The organism is Streptomyces sp. NPDC104307 (assembly GCF_055584045.1).
In genome coordinates, this window is the sequence record NZ_JBVJMU010000001.1 from 1,394,214 (window position 1) to 1,414,510 (window position 20,297).

A 20,297-nucleotide genomic window follows, 5' to 3' on the forward strand; every position below is an offset into this window, starting at 1 on the left:
CGCCTGGCTCGAAACCGGCTACCGCCTCGCCCAGGCGGAGGACGACCGGGTCGCCGTAGCCCGCATCCTCGCCAAGCCGGACATCAGCAGCGCGCTCCGGGCTGCGGCCGAGGCCGTCATCGACGGCACTCCGGAGGAGCTGCGCTACTTCCTGGAGCACGGCCAGTACGAGGTGGACGCGTAGGACTCCACCGGAGCGGCCGGGGCCCCACGGGGCTCCGGCCGTTCCAGCCGCTCCGGCCGTTCCGGCCGTGGGGCCTCAGGGGCGGGGCACGTTACGGAGGTTGGAGCGGGCCATCTGGACCATCCGGCCCACCCCGCCGTCCAGCACGATCTTGCTCGCGGAGAGCGCGAACCCGGTCACCATGTCCGCGCTGATCTTCGGCGGAATGGAGAGCGCGTTGGGGTCGGTGACGATGTCGACGAGCGCCGGGCCCTTGTGCTTGAACGCGTCCTTCAAGGCCCCTTCGAGTTGCTTGGGCTTTTCGACCCGGACGCCGTACGCGCCCGAGGCCCGCGCGATGGCCGCGAAGTCCGGGTTCTTGTTGGTCGTACCGAACGACGGCAGCCCCGCCACCAGCATCTCCAGTTCGACCATGCCCAGCGCGGAGTTGTTGAACAGCACGACCTTGACCGGCAGGTCGTACTGGACCAGCGTCAGGAAGTCGCCCATCAGCATGCTGAATCCGCCGTCCCCGGACATCGAGACGACCTGACGGTTCCGGTCCGTGAACTGCGCCCCGATGGCCTGCGGCAGCGCGTTGGCCATCGAGCCGTGGCTGAACGAACCGATCACCCGACGCTTGCCGTTGGGGGTGAGATAGCGGGCCGCCCACACGTTGCACATACCGGTGTCGACGGTGAACACCGCATCCTCGTCCGCGAGGTCGTCCAGGACTGAGGCCACGTACTCAGGATGGATCGGGACGTGCTTCTCGACCTTGCGGGTGTACGCGCTGATCACACCCTCCAGCGCGTCGGCGTGCTTCTTGAGCATCCGGTCGAGGAACTTGCGGTCGGACTTCGCCTTCACCCGAGGGGTCAGACAGCGCAGCGTCTCGCGGACGTCCCCCCAGACCGCCAGGTCGAGCTTGGAGCGGCGGCCCAGGTGCTCGGGACGCACATCGACCTGGACGATCTTCACATCGGTGGGCAGGAAGGCGTTGTACGGGAAGTCCGTGCCGAGCAGGATCAGCAGATCGCACTCGTTGGTGGCCTCGTAGGCGGCGCCGTAACCGAGCAGGCCGCTCATGCCGACGTCGTACGGGTTGTCGTACTGGATCCACTCCTTGCCGCGCAGCGCGTGCCCGACGGGGGCCTTCACCCGCTCCGCGAACTCCATCACCTCCGCGTGCGCACCCGCCGTACCGCTGCCGCAGAACAGCGTCACCCGTTTGGCCTCGTCGACCATCCGGCAGAGCTTCTCGATCTCCGCGTCCCCGGGCCGCACGCTGGGCCGCGAGGTGACCAGGGCGTGCTCGATGGTCTTCTCCGGCGCGGCCTGCGAGGCGATGTCACCCGGCATCGAGACGACGCTGACGCCGCCCTGGCCGATCGCGTGCTGGATGGCCGTCTGGAGCAGCCGAGGCATCTGCCTGGGGTTGGAGATCATCTCGTTGTAGTGGCTGCACTCCTGGAAGAGCAGCTCCGGATGGGTCTCCTGGAAGTAGCCGAGGCCGATCTCGCTCGACGGGATGTGCGAGGCGAGCGCGAGCACGGGTGCCATGGAGCGGTGGGCGTCGTAGAGGCCGTTGATGAGGTGCAGGTTTCCCGGTCCGCACGAGCCCGCGCAGGCCGCCAGCGTGCCGGTGATCTGCGCCTCCGCGCCTGCGGCGAACGCGGCCGTCTCCTCGTGTCTGACCTGGATCCAGTCCATGTCCGCGTGCCTGCGGATGGCGTCGACGACCGGGTTGAGGCTGTCACCGACGACCCCGTACAGGCGCTTGACCCCCGCGCGGGAGAGGACATCGACGAACTGCTCCGCCACGTTCTGCTTGGCCATGGGTGCGTGCTCCCTCTGCCTGTGCTCCGTGCACGTTCGGCTGTCCGGGACCCCGGGGCGCGAAACCTCGCCCGGACGGGTTCTCCGGAGTCCATCAACCCATGGCCCGCGCGGTTACGCCTCCCAGACGCCGACGGCCGTGCGGTCGTCGGCGTATCCCTTGACCCTGAGCTGGGTGTCCGCGAGGAAGTCCGCGAGACCCGGCGCGGGGCCCGGTGCCCAGCGTCCGGCCAGTTCTGCGGCGAGCTCCGGCTCGTCGCGCAGCGGATCGGCCAGCCCGTTGCTGCACAGCAGCAGGGTGTCGCCCGGCCGGGCGACAGAGGCCCGGAACCGGAACGGTTCTGCGGGCGGTGGGACCGGGCTCTCGATGTACGGGGCCGGACCGGTGGTGATCCCCAGGTCCATGGTCAGCCGTTCGCCGTCGGGCCCGCTCTCGGGTGACGCGGAGCCGAAGCCGACCACTCCCTCCCCGGTGAGTTCGCCGGAGTGCGGGACCACCGGTTCGAGGTCCTGCCAGCTGCCGTCGCGCAGCCGGAAGAGTCCTCCGCCGCCGACGCCGAAGAAAACCCGGGTACGGCAGCCGGGGTCCCCGGACAGCAGGAGGCAGCGCAGGCCCGCGGTGTACTCGTGCGGTTCGAGACCGAGTTCGGCGGCGCGGGCGCGGAGCCTGCCGTAGGTGCGGTCGGCAAGGCGGTGCAGGCCGGATTTCAGTTCGCCGCGGCGGCCCTCCCTTATGTCCTCGGAGAGCCGGGCATGGCTGCGCCCGACCGCCTCCGCGATCCAGCGGCAGGCGTCGGCGGCGGCCGGATGCGCGCTCTCCGCCGTGCGCGCGCCGCCCGCGACGGCGACCAGGACGAGGGCGTTCTCGGCGGCGCCGAAGCGCACCGTGACCAGCGCGTCGCGCCGGGGCTCGCCCCGGAACCGAGCGGAGTCACCACGTACGGAGGCGGCCCGCAGGGTGTACGTGCCGTAGCGGGCGCCGTCGAGCACGGTGTCGGCGACGAGCGCATGGATCTCGTGCGGGTCCGTGGCGGGCAGCGCGGTGGGCTCGGCGTCGTACGTGGGCGGCCTGGCACCCACGTACGAGACGGGGCGGTGCGCTTCCGGCTCCTGCGGCTCCCGCGCCCCGGCGTCGGGGGCGGCCGGGGCCTCCGCGTCGGCGTCTTGCCGTTCGTCCTCGTTCCGCTCGAAGACCGGCCGCCTGGGCAGCGGCGGCACCTCGGCGTCCCGGCCGGACGGCACCTCGGCGTCCCGGCCGGACGGCGGACGCTGCGCGAGGCGGGGGTCGACGGCGGGGGACGGGGACGGGGACGCGACGACGGGGGGCGGCGGCGCGACGGCGAGTGGCGGAACCGGGTCCGCCGGTTCCGGTTCTGGTGCCGGCACTGGTTCCGGTGCCAGTACTCGTTCCGGTATCGGCTCTGGTTCCGGCACCGGCACCGGAATCGCGAACGTACGGGGCCGGGAGATTCCGGCCGGGGGCTCCCAGGGAGCGCGCGGGGGCTCCTCCAGGGGTGGTGGCGGTGGCGGACCGGGCGGCGTGACAGTCGGCGCGATGCGCGGCTCAGGTATCGCGGCCCCGTACGCCTCACGGTCCTCGGGCCCCACCGCGTCCGACGCCGAGTCGAAGCGGTCGTCGAGACTGTCGGCCGCCTGGCTCGCCCCGGTGTCCGGGGCGGATTCGTCATACAGCCTGCGCCACCAGTCGTCCTCCTGGGCGGCGGGCCTCTCCCCCTGCTGACTCATGCCCATATTGTCCACCGCGAGGGCCCCGGCAAAACGGGTCATCCCGAAAAAGTGCCCTCGGCCCCCCGCGAAAGAGGTCCGCCGGGCGGCCCCACCCCCCACGGGAAGGACGCCCGGCGGACCGGTCGGGTGATCCGGCGTCAGCGCACGGCGTAGGCGTCGGTCACGGTCTGCACGACGGAGTTGCCCTTGGCGTCCGTCAGTTCGGTCCGCAGGGTGACCGGCTTGCCGGCCGCGTCCGCGTGGTTCACGGTCGCGGTCCAGCGCCCGCCCCGCTGGGCGGTGGTGGCCGCCGTCCAGGTCTCGCCACCGTCGTACGAGTACGAGACCTTGGCGGCGGTTACCTTGCCGGGCGTGTAGCCGGCATGGCCCGTGACGCTCAGTCCGATCTTCTGACCGTCCTTCGCCGCAAGGGTCTTCATCCCGTCCGAGGGCAGGTCATAGCCCGGGAAGAGCAGTGGGATGCCCTGCGAGTAGACGTTCTTGTCCCGGTGCGAACGGAACTTCCAGGTGGTCTCGGTCGAGGTGGACCGCTTCCACACGGCGGCGGGCTGCCCCGACTTCGCGGTCATCATGGTGAGTTCGTAGGCGGCGTCCGCCGCCGGGACGGTGAACACCCCGGACGGCCAGCCGGACTCGCCGATCACCTTGCCGCCGCTGCTGAGCCGCATATTGCCCAGGTCCCCGAAGGAACCCTGGAGGCCGCTGTGTTCGGTGTCGCTCCAGAAGCCCGGGGCGACGCCGATCAGATTGTCCTGGCGTTCGGCGGCGAGCTGCTCCACGCCCTGGTCGTCGCGGGGTGCAGACGGCACGACGACGCCCCGGTACCACTCCGAGGAACGCTTGGAACCAGCCTTGTAGGTACGGAACTTGTCCACCATGAACTCGCCCCAGGGGAAGCTGGAGGAGAGTGCCTGCTGCCAGTTGGTGTCGCCCGCCGTGTAGTACTCGGTGCGCTTGCCGGGTGCGGCGACGGTGTCGAACGCGCCGACACCGTAACTCGCACCATTGGGGCGGGAGACGAGCAGAGTGTCGACGAAGTCGGTCTTGACGCCCATCGATTCATAGGTGGACTCGACCGCGCCGAGCGCCTTGTCCTTGACCTCGTACGTGCGGTTCGAGGTGAGGTCGCCCGTCTCGGAGAAGGCCAGGTTGTAGACGAACGGGCTGACGGCGGTGGCCTTCCAGCTCAGCTTCACCGGTCCGGCGGCCAGCGCCTCGGTCAGGGCCTTCGCCTCGTCGGCCTGGATGCCGAGCGAGGGCAGGGGCGCGGAGCCGTATCCGACGGAGGGCTGCCAGGGGCCCGCTGACGGGCGGTGCGTGATGATCGCCACCGCGCCGGCGGCCTTGGCGTCACGCGCCTGGGTGACGATGCTGCCACCGTCCGGGACACCGACGAGCGCGATCCTGCCGGAGACCCCGGCGGCCTTCAGCTCCTTTGGGGTGCCGGTCCCCGCGTCGACGAGCGCGGCGCGGCCGGTGCCGTCGAGGTTGACGGAGCCGTCGGACGCGGTCGTCGGGTGGAGGGTGGCGCCGCCCACGACCGAGAGCTTCTCGATCTGCGGGGCGTACGCGCGCCAGAAGCTGTCGAACTCGAAGTCGCCGTCAGTGGCCTTGCCCCGGATGTCGGCCCGGTAGTCCTTGATGGCGCTACCGCCCGCGATGGACCCGGCGTGCAGCCAGGCATCGTCCCAGCTGCGGCCGAAGGCGAGGGTGCCGCTGCGGGTCTCGCTGGCCCGGTCGCGGGTCTTCACCTGGACCCGGTGCGCCTTGCGGGCGTCGAGCACCAGGGTGGTGTCCTTGGTGACGTTCAGCTGCGGCCTGGCCAGGTAGCCGACGGACTTGGCGAGGGTGCCGGTGGCGTCCTCCGGGTCGGGCGAGACGATGAAGCTGGAGACGAAGTAGGCGCCGGGACGCACCTGGTACACCTGGTCGGTCGAGCCGTCGTTGAACCGGCGCTCACCGCTCGCGGTGTCGGTGCCTATGACGTCGAGGGACGAAGAGCCGTCGGCGGGTTCGCCGTTGGTGTCGATCAGCTTGACGCGCAGGGTGACGGTCTCGGCGCCGACGTACAGCGAGAACGGGGTGGAGACCTTCACCCCGCCGGGGGCGGTGGCCAGGACCCGGCCGGTGACATCGCCGTACTGGCTGTCGTGGAGTTTCGCGGTCGGGTCGAGCTTCAGCGGGACCTGGACCGTGGCTCCGGCCGGCACGGTGACGCTCTTCGCGCCGAGTGCGGCGACGGCGGACCCGACGGCCGAACCGTCGTTGCCGGTGACGCTCTGGAGCTTGAGTGCCAGCTTGACCGGCTTGCTGCCCGAGTTGGTGTACGGGAGCTGGACGGTGGTGCGGTCGGTCTTGTCCTGGGGCCAGTTGAAGGTGCCGCCCTGGACGGCGGACGCGCCGGTGACGGTCGTGTCGATGGCCGCCTTGACGTCGACCCGGCCGCCGCCGGTCTCGCGTACGTCACCGGGGATGTCGCTCTTCGCGGACGACACGAGTGCCGCCTTGACCTGCTGTGCGGTCCAGTCCGGGTGGCGTTCTTTGACGATGGCGGCGGCGCCCGCGACATGCGGGGTGGCCATCGAGGTGCCGGACATCGACTGGTAGGCGTAGATCCCCCGGCCGCCCGCCGCGGCCGCCGAGATCTCGACGCCCGGCGCGGCGATCTCGGGCTTGAGGGTGTGCGCGCCGATGGCGGGGCCTCGGCTGGAGAACTGGGCGGTGGAGTCGTCCCGGTCGACCGCGCCGACGGTCAGCACGCTGGGCGCGCAGCCGGGTGAGGAGACGGTGTTGAGGGCGGGGCCCGCGTTTCCGGCCGCGACGACGAACAGGGTGTCCTTGCTCTTGCCGAACTCCTCCGCGGCCATGCTCATCGGGTCGGTGCAGTCGGTCGGTGTCGCGCTGCCCAGGCTCATGGAGACGACGTCGGCCTTCTGGTCGACGGCCCATTGCATGCCCGCGATGATCCAGGAGGAGTCGCCGGAGCCGCTGTCGTTGAGGACCTTGCCGACGAGCAGGTCCGCGCCGGGGGCGACGCCCTTCTGCTTGCCGTCACTGGCCGCGCCGGAACCGCCCACGGTGGAGAGGGTGTGGGTGCCGTGGCCCTGGAGGTCGTCGGTGGTGTCGGAGTCGGTGAAGTTCTCCGACGCGGCGATCCGGCCCTTGAGGTCGGGGTGTCCGGCGTCGGCGCCGGTGTCCAGGACGGCGACCTTGGTGCCCTTGCCGTCGTATCCGGCGGCCCAGGCGAGGTCGGCGCGGATCTGCTTGGTGGACCGGTCGAGGCTGGCCGCGACCTTGCGGTCCAGCCAGAGCTTCTTCAGCCCGGTGGCGGAGCGGGCCCGGGGGCCGGTGACGTCGGCCCAGAACCCGGCCGCCTTCTCCTTGTCCGCCTTGAGCGCCACCCCGTCGATGACCGGGAGGGCGATGCCGCGTTCGGCGCCGCGCGGGGTGGCGTGCGCGCTGCGGGCGGTGTCCCCCGTGTAGGTGGCGATGAGCGGTACGGAGTCCGCGTGCGCGTCGTCGTAGCCCTGCCGGATCAGCCCGGTGACGTTGAAGAGCTCCTCGTCCACCGTGCCTGCGGCGAGCGCCTCGGCCGCGGTGTCCGGGTAGACGTAGAGGTCCTTGCCGGAGCGGCGGGTCTGAACGAGGGGGACGGTGCCGTCCGCGCCGGCCAGTGCGTTGGCCGTGGCGTTCCCCGAACTGTCCGTGCTCACCAGCACCTTGTCGCCGGTGACCAGGGTGACGGTGACCGGCTTGTCCGCCTTGGCGGCCGCCGCCGCGCTGCCGGTGAGTGGTCTCTTCGCGGTCGCGTCGTCCTGTGGCGCTGCCACGGACGGCGCGATCACCGTGACGGCCAGGACGGCGGCGGTGGCCGCCCCCAGTGCCGTACGCGATATCGGACGCATCGCTCTCCCCAAGTGATACCGGAACAGGCAGCGCAAAGCGCCTTGATCCGGAAGTTGTTGGTGCTGCGGTGGCGCCACATTGGCAGAGGGGCGGGCGGTACAGGGATGATGTGCGGAGGCGGGTTTACGCCGTGGCCGCTTTCCGCCACGGCCGGTCGCCCGGGGAGCACGAGATGACACGGAAGTACTGCGTCCGGGGAGGGGTCCGGGGATGCTGGGAGCCATAGGACTCGACGAGATACAGGAGTCGGCCTACCGCGCACTGGTGGCGGTGGGGGCAGCGGAGGTCCCCGATCTCGCACACCGGCTGGCCCTTCCGGAGCCGGAGACCGAACGGGCGCTGCGCCGGCTGGAGCAGCACGGTCTGGCCGCCCAGTCCTCCGCCCGTACGGGTCGGTGGGTGGCGGCGCCGCCGGGGGTCGCGCTGGGCGCACTGCTGACGCAGCAGCGCCATGAGCTGGAGCAGGCGGAGCTGGCGGCGGCGCTGCTGGCGGAGGAGTACCGGGCGGACGCCGCGGAGCCCGCCGTCCACGACCTGGTGGAGGTGGTCACGGGTGCGAGCGCGGTGGCACACCGGTTCCATCAGCTCCAGCTGGGTGCGACGAGCGAGGTGTGCGCCCTGGTCACCGGGAAGCCGATCGCGGTCAGCGGTCTCGACAACGAGTCGGAGGAACGGGCCGCCACCCGGGGGGTGACGTTCCGAGTGGTCGTCGAGCGCGAGGTGCTCGCGCTGCCGTCGGGCATCCTGGAGCTGTCGGCGGCGCTGAGCCGTGACGAGCACTGCCGGGTGGTGGACCGGGTGCCGACGAAGCTGGTCGTCGCGGACGGCGCTCTGGCGATGGTGCCGCTGACCGGTCGCGGCGCGGAGCCGGCGGCCCTGGTCGTGCACGCCTCCGGGCTGCTGGAGTCGCTGATGGGGCTGTTCGAGGCGGTGTGGCGGGAGGCGATGCCGCTGCGGCTCGGGGAGAGCGGGATGGTGCGGGAGGAGACGACCGGGCCGGATCCGACGGATCTGGAGGTCCTGTCGCTGCTGCTGGCCGGGCTGACCGACGCCAGTGTCGCGAAACAGCTGGAGCTCGGGCTGCGGACCGTGCAGCGCCGGGTCAAGGGCCTGATGGAGCTCACCGGGGTGTCGACCCGGCTGCAGCTGGGCTGGCACGCCTACGAGCGGGGCTGGGTGTCCCGCGAGCCGCGCGCCTGACCCCACCGCCCGACGAGCCACGCCGACGGGCCGCACCGCCGCGCCGCACCGACGGGCCTCCCGGGACCGACGACGGGCGGGAGCGGCCGGAGTCCGGCAGGCTGGTCAGATGAGTGTGTGGCAGCTCGTCGCCGTCGGCCTGGTCATATTGCTCGGCCTGATCGGCGTACTTCTGCCCGGTGTGCCCGGCCAGGCGATCGTCTGGGCCGCGGTGCTGTGGTGGGCGCTGGCGGACAACACCCCGGCGGCCTGGGGCGTACTGATCGGCGCCACGGCCCTCCTCCTGCTGAACCAGGCGCTGAAGCCGCTCCTGCCGCCGCGCCGCCCGCGCGAGTCGGGAGCGCCGCGCGGGACGCTGCTGCTGGGCGGGGTCGGCGCCATCGCCGGCTTCTTCGTCGTCCCGGTGGTGGGCGCGATCCTCGGGTACGTGGGCGTGATCTACGGGGCGGAGCGGGTGCGGCTGGGCAGCCGGGGGGCGGGCTGGGCCTCGGTCCGCTCGGTGATGCGGGCCACCGGCTACTCCGTACTGGCCGAACTGTTCGCCTGTCTGCTGGTGACCGGGGCCTGGCTCGGCGTACTGCTCTGGCACTGACGCGCCCCGGTCGGTGGCTACGTCTTCGGCGTCACGTATTCGGCGCCCAATCACATGGATAGAAACACATCGGATCTCTCGCACCCTATTGACGCTCCGATGGCTCAAGTCTACCTTCCGTGAAGACATAGCTCGGATGAATTGCTGCGCCCGCCTGCGTACGAATCGCCAGGAGATGCCTTGCCCACAGCACCGGACCCCGCCGCCTCCACCCGCACCGATCCCCCCTCGCCCGCGCCCTCCCGCCGAACCGTTCTCGCCACCGGGACCGCGCTCGGCGGCGCCCTCGTGGTGGGCGGCGCGGCCGTCCCGGCCCAGGCCGCCGCCCCGGCCCCGGAAGCCGCCGCACCGGTCGCGGTGCACTCCCCCGCCGACAGCTGGAACACCGTCCTGGACGACGCCGATCTGCACTGGCAGAAGCTGCCGAAGACCTGGTACGAGGGCCCCTATCTGGGCAACGGCCGGCTCGGCTCCGGCATCTACGCGGAGCCCGGCGCCGAGACCACCGCGATCCGGTTCAACGTCCAGCACTCCGAGGTCCAGGACCACCGCCCCGAGTACGGCTCACTGTTCGGCCTCGCCCGGCTCCCGATCGGCCACTTCACCCTGGAACCGGCCGGCACCATCACCGGCGTCGACTGGCGGATGCGGCTGCACACGGCCGAACTCCAGGGCACCGTCACCACCACCGCCGGCACCCTCACGCTGCGCGCCTTCGTCCAGTCCACCGGCGACGTACTGGCCGTCGAGGTGACCCCGAGCGCGGGCGAGAAGGAATTCCGCTGGATCTTCCACCCGGCAGAGGCGATCAGCCCCAGGGCCGCGTTCAAGCCGCTGCCCGACGGCTACACCGGCAACCCCCCGGCCGTCGTCGAGAAGCACGGCGCCACCTCCACGGCCGTGCAGTCGCTGCTCGGCGGCGGACAGCACGTCACCGCCTGGCGCGAGCGGACCCGGGGCGCGGCCCGCACGCTGTACGCGACCGTCGCGCACTCCTACCCGAAGAACACCGCCCGCGACCGCGCGCTGCGCACCGTCACGGTCGCTTCCGCCCTCCCGTACACCCTGCTGTCCGTGTCGCACCGCGTCTGGTGGGACCGCTTCTACCGGCAGAGCTTCCTGTCGCTGCCCGATGCCCGGCTCCAGCGGTTCTACTGGATCCAGCTGTACAAAACGGCCTCTGCCGCCCGCAAGGACGCGCCCGTGATGGCCACCTCCGGCCCCTGGCTGGAGCCGACGCCCTGGCCCAACACCTGGTGGAACCTCAACGTCCAGCTGGAGTACTGGCTGATCCACGGCTCCAACCACCTGGAACTCGACGCCGTCACCCGGGCCCTGAGCGAGTTCCGCGACCAGCTCTCCCGCGAAGTCGCCGCCCCCTACCGGGCCGACTCGGCGGGCATCCCCCGCACCACCGACCCGCAACTGGTCAACGGCGCGGCCGTGGCCGACGGCGGGTACGGCGTCGGCATCCCCGGCCAGGACCCGCCCACCCCGGAGGTCGGCAACCTGACCTGGGCCCTGCACAACGTCTGGCTCTCCTACCGGCACACCATGGACCGCTCGATCCTGCGGGACACCCTGTTCCCGCTGCTGCGCAAGGCGGTCAACTACTACCTGCACTTCCTCACCCCGGGCGCGGACGGCAAGCTGCACCTGCCGGCGACCTTCTCCCCGGAGTACGGCGTCAACGCCCCCGACTGCAACTACGACCTGATGCTGCTGCGCTGGGGCTGCCGCACCCTGCTCGACTCGGCCCGGGAACTGGGCGTCCGCGACCCGCTGACCGCCCGCTGGGAAGAGGTCCTGGCCCGGCTCACCCCTTACCCGGTGGACGAGAACGGCTTCATGATCGGCGCCGGGGTGCCGTTCGCGATGTCCCACCGGCACTACTCGCACATGCTCGCGGTCTACCCGCTGTACGAGATCAACGGCTCCACCGACGCCGAACGCGCCCTGATCGAGAAGTCCCTCGCGCACTGGGTCGGCTTCGAGGGCGCCCTCCAGGGCTACACCTTCACCGGCGCGGCCTCCATGTCGGCGCTGCTCGGCAAGGGCGAGGACGCCCTGAAGTACCTGGGCCAGCTGATGAGCCGGTTCATCCAGGCCAACACCATGTACAAGGAGTCCGGACCGGTCATCGAGACCCCGCTCTCTGCCGCCCAGTCGCTGCACGACATGGTCTGTCAGTCCTGGGGCGGCACGGTCAGGGTCTTCCCCGCCCTGCCCGCCGCCTGGCAGGAGCTGACCGTGCACGACTTCCGCACCCAGGGCGCCTTCCTGCTCAGCGCGGTACGGGAGGGGGGCCGGACCCGGTGGGTGCGCCTCACCAGTGAGGCGGGCGCGCCCTGCGTCGTACGGCACGGCATCGAGGGCCCGGTCGAGGTCCGCGACGGGCGCGGGCGCCGCCTGGACCACGAGCAGCTGCCCGACGGTTCGGTCCGCATCCCGCTCCGCAAGGGCGATTCGGCGCTGATCACCGCGGCGGGCGACCGCCCGGACCTCACCGTCCGCCCGGTCACCGCCAACGAACCGGCACCCAGCTGGGGCCTGCCCGCCTGAGGCTCAGCCCGGCACCCGGCTCACGGACCGCGCGTGGCGTACGCCGTAGGAACGCCACGGCCGCCACCGCTCGGAGCCGGGTGTCCCGTACGGGTCGACGTCCGGGTCGCCAAGGGCGCGCATCCGGATCAGGGCCGCGGTCTCCGGTCCGACGCCCGGCAGCCGCGACAGGGCCTGCTCCGCCTCGTCCCGGTCCGCGCCCGCGTCGAGCCGTACGCCGCCGTCGGCCAGTGCCGTGGCCAGCGCCCGCAGCTCAGGACCGGGCGCCGCACCGGCCAGCACGCCCGGTTCGGGGAACACATGGGTGAGCCCGCCGCAGGGCACGTCCAGCCGCTTCCCGTACAGCTCGACGAGCTCCGCGGCGGCCGACGGACCGACCAGGGCCCGTACGGCGAACTCCTCGGGGTCCGCGGCGCCCGGCGAGCGCAGCCCGGGGCGGGCGGCGACCTGCGGGGCGAGCAGCGGATCGGCGGCGAGCAGTTCGTCGACGGCGTACGGATCGGCGTCCAGGTCGAAGAGCCGGCGCAGCCGCTGCACCGCCGTGGTCAGGTCGCGCAGGTCGGTGAGGTGGATGCGGGCCTCCAGCCAGCTCCCGGCGGACCGCTCGTCCACGGCGGCGATACCGGTGTCGTAGGGAAGGCGCAGGGTGCGGCGGTAGGTGCGGCCGCCGGGCTCGCCGCTGACCTCCTCGATCCGGGCGACCGTCCCGGCGGCGAGCAGATCGAAGACCTCGCGGGCGGCGTACGGTCCCCGGTGCGCGAGCCGGAGCGGGATTCCGGTGCTGCGCGCCTCCTTGACCGCCGCTCCCAGCCCGGTGCCCGCCTCGGCGCGCAGTTCGCTGGGGGTGCGGGCGTAGATCTGCCGGATCGTGTCGTTGAACTGGCGCACGCTGGCGAAACCGGCGGCGAAGACGACTTCGGTGACGGGCAGCGCGGTGGTCTGGAGGAGTACCCGGGCCGTGTGCGCGCGCTGGGCGCGCGCCAGGGCCACCGGGCCGGCGCCCAGCTCCGCGTTGAGCTGCCGCTGCACCTGCCGGGAGCTGTAGCCGAGCCGGCCGGCCAGACCGGGGACGCCCTCCCGGTCCACCACGCCGTCGCCGATCATCCGCATGGCGCGGCCGACCACATCGGCCCGGACGTTCCAGTCGGCGGAGCCGGGAACGGCGTCCGGGCGGCAGCGCCTGCACGCCCGGAAGCCGTTGCCCTGGGCGGCGGCCGCGGTCGGGTAGAAGCGGACGTTCTTCCGCTTGGGGGTGACGGCGGGGCAGCTCGGCCGGCAGTAGATGCCGGTCGTCTCGACGGCGAAGAAGAACTCCCCGTCGAAACGCGCGTCGCGGCTGCTCACCGCCTCGTACCTGGTCTCTTCGTCCATCACACCGTCCAGTGTGCGGCACCCCGCGTCATCGCACTCGCGGTTTTCGGACGCCGACCAGGGCCCCGGCCGGAGGAGGCTTCGCGGACAGGCCTACTGGACCCGGCCGCGCTTGGCCTCCATGGCGGCCCGGCCCTCGGCACCCTTGCGCTTCCAGTCGCGCCGGATCTCGCCGCGGAGCCGGGCGTCGGTCTTGGCGACGATGCGCTGGTTCTCGCGCAGCAGCTTGCGGTAGCTGTCCATCCGGCGCTCGGGCAGCGACCCGTCCGCGAGCGCCGCCCGCACCGCGCAGCCCGGCTCCGCCTCGTGGGCGCAGTCGTGGAACCGGCACTGCTCGGCAAGCGCCTCGATCTCGGAGAAGACCTGGCCGACGCCGGCCTCCGCGTCCCACAGGCCGACCCCGCGCAGTCCCGGGGTGTCGATGAGCACACCGCCGGAGGGCAGTACCAGGAGGTTGCGGGTCGTGGTGGTGTGCCGGCCCTTGCCGTCCATGTCTCGGGTGGCCTGCACCTCCATCTCGTCGTACCCGAGCAGGGTGTTGGCGAGGGTGGACTTGCCCGCGCCGGAGGCCCCGAGCAGCACGCTCGTACCGCCGGAGACGATCGCGGCGAACACGTCGACGCCCTCACCGGTGGCGGAACTGACGGGCAGCACCTGAACCCCCGGGGCGAGGCGCTCGATGTCCTGGACGAGGTAGGACAGTGTGGCGGCGTCCGGGACCAGGTCGGCTTTGGTGAGCACGACGATCGTCTCGGCCGCCCCGTCGCCGGCGGAATCCCCGTCACGCAGCAGCGCGTCGCCGCCGGTGCTGGACATGGCGAGGGCCAGGAACCGTTCGACCCGCCCCAGGTCGAGTTCCACCGCGAGTGAGACGCAGATGGCGATGTGGTCGACGTTGGTGGCGAGCACCTGTCCCTCGGAGCGCTTGGACGAGGTGGAGCGGACGAACGCGGTCCGCCGGGGCAGCAGCGTACGGACGAACTGCGGGTCGCCCTCGGGGTCGACGGCGGCCCAGTCGCCCGTGCAGACGATGCGCATCGGGTCGCGGGGCACGACGAACGCGGTGTCGGCGCGGACGGTGCCCACGGTGGTGACGATGTCGCACTGCCCTCGGTCCACCCGGACCACGCGGCCAGGCAGCAGCCCCTGTGCGGCGTACGGGGCGAACTCGGCCGCCCAGCCGTCGTCCCAGCCGTACGCGGCCAGCGGGTGCGACGGGGAGGAGGAGAAGGAAGAGGAGGAGATCGGGAGAGACAAGGGAAACCCTTCACAGGGTGGCCCCGGCACTGCGCACGGCGGCGCAGAAGTCGAAGAAGGTCAGCCGGCGGCCACGGGGGTGGGACAGATGCACTTCGGCTCGTGGGCAGCGCCCACCGCAATGACAGTCATCAATGTCCTCACCTCCTGGTCACACCCGGTCCGGGACCGGCGCTGTTGTCCCGCCGTCCGTAACGTCCCAAACGATAGCGCGGGGCGGCCGGGTGGCGTCAACCGAATTAACGCGACGCCCTGTCCCGGCACTCGACACCGGGTGCTCCGGAGCGGACCGCTCCAAAGCCCGGGAGCGAAGATATCCCGAACTATCCCTCGATCGAGTGATCCGCGTGGGGATCGACCTGTCACAGCCGGTTAGGGTGCCGGACATGACCTCCCCCCAGACAGCAAGCGGCACCTTCACCCAGGCCCAGTTGGGCACCCTCACCCTGATCGGCTGGAGCGGCGAACATCCCCACAACGGCCGGGAAGTCGCCTTCCTGCTCGGGTACTCGCTCGGCGACGGATCGGACGGCCCGGCGGCCGGCGAGGGCGCCATGCGCATCGCGCTGGAACGCAGCGGGCTGCACATCGGCGGCGCCCCGGTGCGCGCCGACGAGACCCCCGGCCTCCCGGTGAAACTGCTCATCCAGGCGGGCCAGGCCGTCCTGACGCTGCCTCACTTCACCGCCCAGTACCCGGCCCGGCCGGAGTGGCTGGCCGCCGCCCGCGAACAGGGCGAGGTACAGGCGATGTTCGCCACCCGCCCCTGGCCGCAGGGTGCGCCGGGCAACCCGGTGACCGAGGACGCACTGCGGTCCTTCGCCGGACACCCGGACGTCATCGCGACCTCCGCGCACTGCGTGCTGCCGGTACGCAGCCTGGGCTGACCGCACCGGGAAAGCGCGATGCCCACCACCCCCCGTGGAGTGGTGGGCATCGTGCGTTCCCGGGTGCACCGCGGACGCACGACGGGCGGCCCGGGACTTCCCGGACCGCCCGCAGCACGTGTGTCGGGCGTCAGTTGTTGGCGACGCCGTTACCGGAGAGGACCGGGATGCCGTCCACCAGGTGCGACAGGGGCTCGTCGCCCTTGGCCTGGACGGAGTTGTCGGCGCACTGCTGGTTCTGCGGGTTGGACAGGACCTGGACGTCCTGGACCGCGATCGGGACGAGGCCGATCAGCGAACCGACGTTGGCCTTGACCGGCACGCCGAGGCAGAGGTCGTTCAGCGTGCCCTGGATGAGCTGGGCCTGCGGGCTGCCGTCGCCCCGGGTCACGCTGTTGCCGTAGGAGGACTGGGCACCGTTGCCGTTGACCGACGTCGTGCCCTGGTCGTTACCGATCGCCATGGCCGCAGGTGCCATCGCGGCGGACAGGCCGACCATGGACACGGCTACGGCCGCGCCGGCCATCATCTTCTTCATCACACTTCACCTTTCGGAACGCCCCGTTCTGGGACGTACTGATCAACCGCGTACAGCCCCGACAGTTGCGCAGTACCACTCAAATGGGTTCGATCCCGCGTAAGTTCGACACCCTCTCGTCAACCCGGGAAGCCCTCGCCCGAGGTGCGCGCCGCCGGCACCAGGCCGGCGGTGCGGGGCGAATCGGGCTCCACGGGCTCCGGATCGCCCCGGGTCGCCTGCCATTCGGCGACGAGGCGGTCGTAGATCGGTGTGCCGCCTTCCGCGGGCCGGCGGCGGTCCTGGGGGCTCCTGCTGTCGTACTGGTCCATGAGGTGGCCATACCCGGTACGACGGAAAGCGCCCGGTGCCACTACGGCAACCGGCCCAGTGGACCGGCCCTTTTCGGGGCAGCCGCAGGACCGCACCCCGGGTAACGACATGGGGCCGACGCGTCCGGGCGGCCGGAGATCGGCTGCCGGGCGGACGGGTCGGCCCCATGGGTACAACGGGTGGGACTAGTCGTTGGCGGCACCGTTGCCGGACAGGATCGGGATGTCGTCCAGGATGTGCGACAGCGCCTCGTCACCCTTGGCCTGGGTGGAGTTCTCGGTGCACTGCTGGTTCTGCGGCGACGACAGGACGTTGAGGTCCTGGACCGAGATCGGCACGACGCCGAGCAGCGAACCGGCGTTGACCTTGGCGGGCAGCGCGATGCAGGGCTTGTTGAGCGAGCCCTGGATGAGCGCGAACTGCGGGCTCCAGTCGCCGTGGGTGGCGGAGTTGCCGTACGACTGCATGGCACCGTTGCCGTTGACCGAGGTGGTGCCCTGGTCGTTGCCGATCGCCATGGCCGAGGGGGCCACTGCGGCGGAGACGCCGACGATGGAGGCGGCGACGGCCGCCGAGGCCATAATCTTCTTGATCATTGACTAGCCCTTCTGGGTTTTACTGTTGCCCGCTGACCTGAGCGCTTTGATCAACTCGCGGCTGCGGGAATGGTTGTGGCACTTCACTCGAACGGTGCTTCTGTCATCCGCCCGTTCACGGGTGGCACGGCACCGGAGCGGTGTGGAACCCTTCGGATCGGCAACCGCCGTCCCGGCAGGGGTCAGCCGCCGAGCGGGAGACCGCCGACGAGCGGGGCGGCACCCTTGGCCGCACCGGTGGCCTGTCCGGCGAGCTTGGTGACGGTGCCGTCCTTCTGCAGCTTGCTGGTGGCACCGTCGACGGTGTCGACGATCGGGTCGACGGCCTGCGGAGCCGCGGCCACCACCTGGTTGATCCCGCCGTCGAGGCTGAAGTTCGGAGCCGTCGCGGTGGTAACGGCGAAGGCGGGAGCAGCCGTTCCGAGAGCGACCACGGAGCCGGCAACGAACGCGGCGGTCTTCGCGTACTTCACTTTCAGGTTCCCTTCTGCGGCGGCAGCTGTTTCGGTCGCGTCCCCGCGCCGCACCAGCCTTCTTTAGCTGTGACTTCTGCCGCTTTCCCCATGGCTAACGACCCGATTGCGGCCGGGCAACTGGAGCTTTCTGCTTTTCTCGGAACGACTCACCGGACCACTCGATTGATTGCATGACTAATCACTGAATCGAGTGTGACTGCGGGACAGCGGACACATTTCGGTGGTGGACTGTCGGTGCTCCGTCCCGCGCGCCCGCCCGGATGTCTGCCCCCAGCCGCCGGCGCACCGCGCCCCGGGCCGGTGGAAACGGCTCAGGTCTTTTCACCGTGTCCGGGCAGGGCCGCGAACTCCCGGGACGGAGGGTGCAGGAAAGAGGAAAGCCCCGGATCGCAGGAGATGCGATCCGGGGCAGACCGGTGCCGAGACCGGCTCAGCGGTACAACGGTCAGGCGTTGACGCAGGTGTTGCCGAAGGCCGGGTTCAGCAGACCGATGACGTTCACGGTGTTGCCGCACAGGTTGACCGGCACGTGGATCGGGACCTGGATGGTGTTGCCGGACAGGACGCCCGGGGAGCCCACGGCCGCACCCTCGGCGCCGGAGTCGGCGAAGGCCGGGGTGGCCGCACCGATCGCCATGAGGGTTCCGGCGGCAACGGCGGCAATCTTGGTGTACTTCACTTTCAACCCTTTCTTTGACGGAGTCCGGAGCGGCAACGAATCTCGTGCCGCACGAGCGCGGGTTCTGGCCACTCGTAACTCCGCCGCTGTAATTCGTAACGATTTAAGACGGTAAGCGAAACTCTTCTGGCTGAAGATTCCTCGAAGTCCGCCCGAATGACGCAGTTCCGGTCACGCGACGTCACTGTCACGGTCAGCGGAACGCTCGTGGGCGAGCCCCCTGGAGGGCAGCAGCAGGCCCCGGGCCGCGCGGAGGAGGAGCGCCGGCGGCCCGGGGCCTGTGCACAGCTGGATCAGCGGTTGCCGGCACCGTTGCCGGAGAGGACCGGGATGTCGTCCAGGATGTGCGACAGCGCCTCGTCGCCCTTGGCCTGGGTGGAGTTCTCGGTGCACTGCTGGTTCTGCGGCGAGGACAGGACGTTGACGTCCTGGACCGCGATCGGGACGAGGCCGATCAGCGAACCGACGTTGGCCTTGAGCGGCAGGCCGACGCAGGGCTTGTTCAGCGAGCCCTGGACCAGGCCGAACTGGGGGCTGCCGTCGCCGTGGGTCTCGGCGTTGCCGAACGACTGCGAGGCGCCGTTCCCGTTGACCGACGTGGTGCCGCCGTCGTTGCCGATGGCCATCGCCTGCGCGGCGCCGAGACCGAGGATGGAGGCGGCAACGGCACCCGTAGCCAGGACCTTCTTGATCACGATGAACCCTTCTCGTACTGGATGCCCCGTACCGGAGCGCACTGACCAACTCGCTTCCGGACGTTTGGTTATGTCCATTCACCCGAATGCCGGGAGTCGGCGGACACCCGTACGAAAGAGGCGCGTAAATGCACCGAACATTCGGTAGTCATGTGTTTCGATTCAGACCTCAACTCCCTTTCAGCCGAACGGCACAGAGCACGGTCCAATGACTCGAATCCAGGAAACGAACACCCTTTCGTAATCCGTTCGGGTGGTCACATTATTTTCACGGATTCCACGTTTCCCTGTCACCCCGGCGTCGTTATGGGTGAAGTCAAGCCCGCCCGACGGGACGCTCACCCAGCAGTACTGGCACGCCCGACGGTTGCTGCACGGCTGATGAATGAACTGCGGGCAATGCGCCCGCGCGAAATGTCCTAAGGAAGGGCAACGAATGCGAAAAGCCTTGAGTAAAAGCGTGCTCGTCATGGCGGCGGCGTCAGGCATCCTGACCGCCTCCGGCGGCTACGCGTTCGCGGACGCCTCTGCCGACGGGGCCGCCATCGGTTCGCCCGGGGTCGGTTCGGGCAACACCGTGCAGGTGCCGGTGCACGTGCCCGTCAACGTCTGCGGCAACACGGTCAACGTGATCGGCGCGCTGAACCCGGCGTTCGGCAACGAGTGCGAGAACAGCGGCGGTGGATCGGGCAGCGGCGACGCCCAGGGCGCGAGCGCCAACGGCGTCGCGGCCAACTCCCCCGGTGTGCTGTCGGGCAACCTGATCCAGGCCCCGGTCGACGTCCCGGTCAACGCCTGCGGCAACACGGTCGACGTGGTCGGTCTGCTGAACCCGGCGTTCGGCAACAAGTGCGAGAACAGCGAGGGCGGGAACGAGACCCCGAAGCCCCCGACGCACCACAAGCCGCCGACGCACCACAAGCCGCCGCACCACAACCCGCCCACGCACCCGCCGAAGCCCCCGACGACGGGCCACCACCACCATCACCACAACGGCGACTGCCCTCCCGGCCACCACCACAACCCGCCGAAGCCGCCCACGCACAACCCGCCTCACCACCCCCCGCACCACAACCCGCCCACGCACAACCCCCCGACCCACAACCCGCCGACGCACAACCCGCCCACGCACAACCCGCCGACGCACGCCTGGCACCCCCACAAGCCGGCGCACCACCACAAGCCGCCGCAGATGGCGCACACCGGTGCGAACAGCAACCTGGGTATCGCCGGTGGCGCCAGCGCCGCGATGGTGCTCGGTGGCGGCCTGCTGATGCGCCGCAGCCGCAAGTCGCAGGGCTGAGAGGAGCCTGCCCCCCGAGCGGTAACGACAGTCCTTGGAGGCCCGGTCGGACAGCACACGCTGTCCGACCGGGCCTCCAGCTTGCTGTGCACGCGGGCCCAGGGCACCGCGGAGGTGACCGTCTCCCCGTAACCGGCCCAAGGCCGTACGTCCAACGGCCGAAGCGCGGTTG

General features: G+C 71.0%; 17 protein-coding genes. 6 read left to right on the forward strand and 11 right to left on the reverse strand.

What is annotated here, in order from left to right; all coding sequences use genetic code 11:
- Positions 1 to 184: ALF repeat-containing protein (locus tag ACZ601_RS05750; protein WP_469533347.1), on the forward strand; the 184-nt coding region annotated here is incomplete at its 5' end.
- Between the two features lie 75 nt (positions 185 to 259).
- On the opposite strand, the gene ACZ601_RS05755 is transcribed toward ACZ601_RS05750, so the two are convergent.
- The 3 genes from ACZ601_RS05755 to ACZ601_RS05765 form a co-directional block, all read right to left on the reverse strand.
- A complete protein-coding gene (locus tag ACZ601_RS05755) occupies positions 260 to 2,002 on the reverse strand; it encodes a pyruvate dehydrogenase (protein ID WP_469533350.1) in 1,743 nt (580 codons plus the stop codon).
- Between the two features lie 114 nt (positions 2,003 to 2,116).
- A complete protein-coding gene (locus ACZ601_RS05760; protein ID WP_469533353.1) occupies positions 2,117 to 3,748 on the reverse strand; it encodes a protein phosphatase 2C domain-containing protein in 1,632 nt (543 codons plus the stop codon).
- A gap of 140 nt (positions 3,749 to 3,888) precedes the next feature.
- On the reverse strand, positions 3,889 to 7,656 hold the full coding sequence (locus ACZ601_RS05765; RefSeq protein ID WP_469533355.1) for a S8 family peptidase: 3,768 nt from the start codon (positions 7,654 to 7,656) through the stop codon (positions 3,889 to 3,891).
- A gap of 211 nt (positions 7,657 to 7,867) precedes the next feature.
- Here ACZ601_RS05765 and ACZ601_RS05770 point away from each other — a divergent pair, with 211 nt between their 5' ends.
- From ACZ601_RS05770 to ACZ601_RS05780, 3 genes are all read left to right on the forward strand, one after another.
- Complete coding sequence (locus ACZ601_RS05770; RefSeq protein ID WP_469533358.1) at positions 7,868 to 8,857, forward strand: helix-turn-helix domain-containing protein; 990 nt, start codon at positions 7,868 to 7,870, stop codon at positions 8,855 to 8,857.
- A gap of 109 nt (positions 8,858 to 8,966) precedes the next feature.
- The gene (locus ACZ601_RS05775; protein WP_469533361.1) at positions 8,967 to 9,449 is read left to right on the forward strand and encodes a DUF456 domain-containing protein; all 483 of its coding nucleotides are present in this window, start codon (positions 8,967 to 8,969) and stop codon (positions 9,447 to 9,449) included.
- A gap of 180 nt (positions 9,450 to 9,629) precedes the next feature.
- Entirely contained in the window at positions 9,630 to 12,011 is a 2,382-nt protein-coding gene (locus ACZ601_RS05780) for a glycosyl hydrolase family 95 catalytic domain-containing protein (RefSeq protein ID WP_469533364.1), read from the forward strand.
- 3 nt (positions 12,012 to 12,014) lie between these two features.
- On the opposite strand, the gene ACZ601_RS05785 is transcribed toward ACZ601_RS05780, so the two are convergent.
- Together ACZ601_RS05785 and rsgA are read right to left on the reverse strand one after the other, a co-directional pair.
- On the reverse strand, positions 12,015 to 13,382 hold the full coding sequence (locus ACZ601_RS05785) for a DNA-3-methyladenine glycosylase 2 family protein (RefSeq protein WP_469533892.1): 1,368 nt from the start codon (positions 13,380 to 13,382) through the stop codon (positions 12,015 to 12,017).
- A gap of 93 nt (positions 13,383 to 13,475) precedes the next feature.
- Positions 13,476 to 14,639, reverse strand: a complete 1,164-nt coding sequence (rsgA, locus tag ACZ601_RS05790; protein ID WP_469533366.1) for a ribosome small subunit-dependent GTPase A — start codon at positions 14,637 to 14,639, stop codon at positions 13,476 to 13,478.
- Positions 14,640 to 15,025: 386 nt separating this feature from the next.
- Here rsgA and ACZ601_RS05795 point away from each other — a divergent pair, with 386 nt between their 5' ends.
- The gene (locus tag ACZ601_RS05795; RefSeq protein WP_440578700.1) at positions 15,026 to 15,526 is read left to right on the forward strand and encodes a DUF5949 family protein; all 501 of its coding nucleotides are present in this window, start codon (positions 15,026 to 15,028) and stop codon (positions 15,524 to 15,526) included.
- 130 nt (positions 15,527 to 15,656) lie between these two features.
- On the opposite strand, the gene ACZ601_RS05800 is transcribed toward ACZ601_RS05795, so the two are convergent.
- The 6 genes from ACZ601_RS05800 to ACZ601_RS05825 all read right to left on the reverse strand — a co-directional run bounded on the left by ACZ601_RS05800 (position 15,657) and on the right by ACZ601_RS05825 (position 18,822).
- On the reverse strand, positions 15,657 to 16,064 hold the full coding sequence (locus ACZ601_RS05800) for a rodlin (RefSeq protein ID WP_311302458.1): 408 nt from the start codon (positions 16,062 to 16,064) through the stop codon (positions 15,657 to 15,659).
- Positions 16,065 to 16,183: 119 nt separating this feature from the next.
- Positions 16,184 to 16,375 carry a hypothetical protein gene (locus ACZ601_RS05805; RefSeq protein ID WP_469533369.1) on the reverse strand — a complete coding sequence of 64 codons (192 nt, stop codon included), beginning with the start codon at positions 16,373 to 16,375 and terminating at the stop codon, positions 16,184 to 16,186.
- Positions 16,376 to 16,561: 186 nt separating this feature from the next.
- Positions 16,562 to 16,972, reverse strand: coding sequence for a rodlin (locus tag ACZ601_RS05810; RefSeq protein ID WP_123527393.1), 411 nt, complete (start codon positions 16,970 to 16,972; stop codon positions 16,562 to 16,564).
- Positions 16,973 to 17,154: 182 nt separating this feature from the next.
- On the reverse strand, positions 17,155 to 17,445 hold the full coding sequence (locus tag ACZ601_RS05815; RefSeq protein WP_371775459.1) for a hypothetical protein: 291 nt from the start codon (positions 17,443 to 17,445) through the stop codon (positions 17,155 to 17,157).
- A gap of 448 nt (positions 17,446 to 17,893) precedes the next feature.
- A complete protein-coding gene (locus ACZ601_RS05820) occupies positions 17,894 to 18,127 on the reverse strand; it encodes a chaplin (protein ID WP_440578447.1) in 234 nt (77 codons plus the stop codon).
- A 293-nt stretch (positions 18,128 to 18,420) separates the two neighbouring features.
- Positions 18,421 to 18,822, reverse strand: coding sequence for a rodlin (locus tag ACZ601_RS05825; RefSeq protein WP_311302463.1), 402 nt, complete (start codon positions 18,820 to 18,822; stop codon positions 18,421 to 18,423).
- Between the two features lie 436 nt (positions 18,823 to 19,258).
- On the opposite strand from ACZ601_RS05825, the gene ACZ601_RS05830 reads away from it, so the two are divergent.
- Complete coding sequence (locus tag ACZ601_RS05830) at positions 19,259 to 20,125, forward strand: chaplin (RefSeq protein WP_469533376.1); 867 nt, start codon at positions 19,259 to 19,261, stop codon at positions 20,123 to 20,125.
- The last annotated feature ends 172 nt before the right edge of the window (positions 20,126 to 20,297 follow it).

Coding starts and splice junctions, on each gene's coding strand:
- ACZ601_RS05755 (WP_469533350.1), bottom strand. CDS start 2,002: ATGGCCAAGCAGAACGTGGCGGAGCAGTTCGTCGATGTCCTCTCCCGC.
- ACZ601_RS05760 (WP_469533353.1), bottom strand. CDS start 3,748: ATGAGTCAGCAGGGGGAGAGGCCCGCCGCCCAGGAGGACGACTGGTGG.
- ACZ601_RS05765 (WP_469533355.1), bottom strand. CDS start 7,656: ATGCGTCCGATATCGCGTACGGCACTGGGGGCGGCCACCGCCGCCGTC.
- ACZ601_RS05770 (WP_469533358.1), top strand. CDS start 7,868: ATGCTGGGAGCCATAGGACTCGACGAGATACAGGAGTCGGCCTACCGC.
- ACZ601_RS05775 (WP_469533361.1), top strand. CDS start 8,967: ATGAGTGTGTGGCAGCTCGTCGCCGTCGGCCTGGTCATATTGCTCGGC.
- ACZ601_RS05785 (WP_469533892.1), bottom strand. CDS start 13,382: ATGGACGAAGAGACCAGGTACGAGGCGGTGAGCAGCCGCGACGCGCGT.
- ACZ601_RS05795 (WP_440578700.1), top strand. CDS start 15,026: ATGACCTCCCCCCAGACAGCAAGCGGCACCTTCACCCAGGCCCAGTTG.
- ACZ601_RS05800 (WP_311302458.1), bottom strand. CDS start 16,064: ATGAAGAAGATGATGGCCGGCGCGGCCGTAGCCGTGTCCATGGTCGGC.
- ACZ601_RS05805 (WP_469533369.1), bottom strand. CDS start 16,375: ATGGACCAGTACGACAGCAGGAGCCCCCAGGACCGCCGCCGGCCCGCG.
- ACZ601_RS05810 (WP_123527393.1), bottom strand. CDS start 16,972: ATGATCAAGAAGATTATGGCCTCGGCGGCCGTCGCCGCCTCCATCGTC.
- ACZ601_RS05830 (WP_469533376.1), top strand. CDS start 19,259: ATGCGAAAAGCCTTGAGTAAAAGCGTGCTCGTCATGGCGGCGGCGTCA.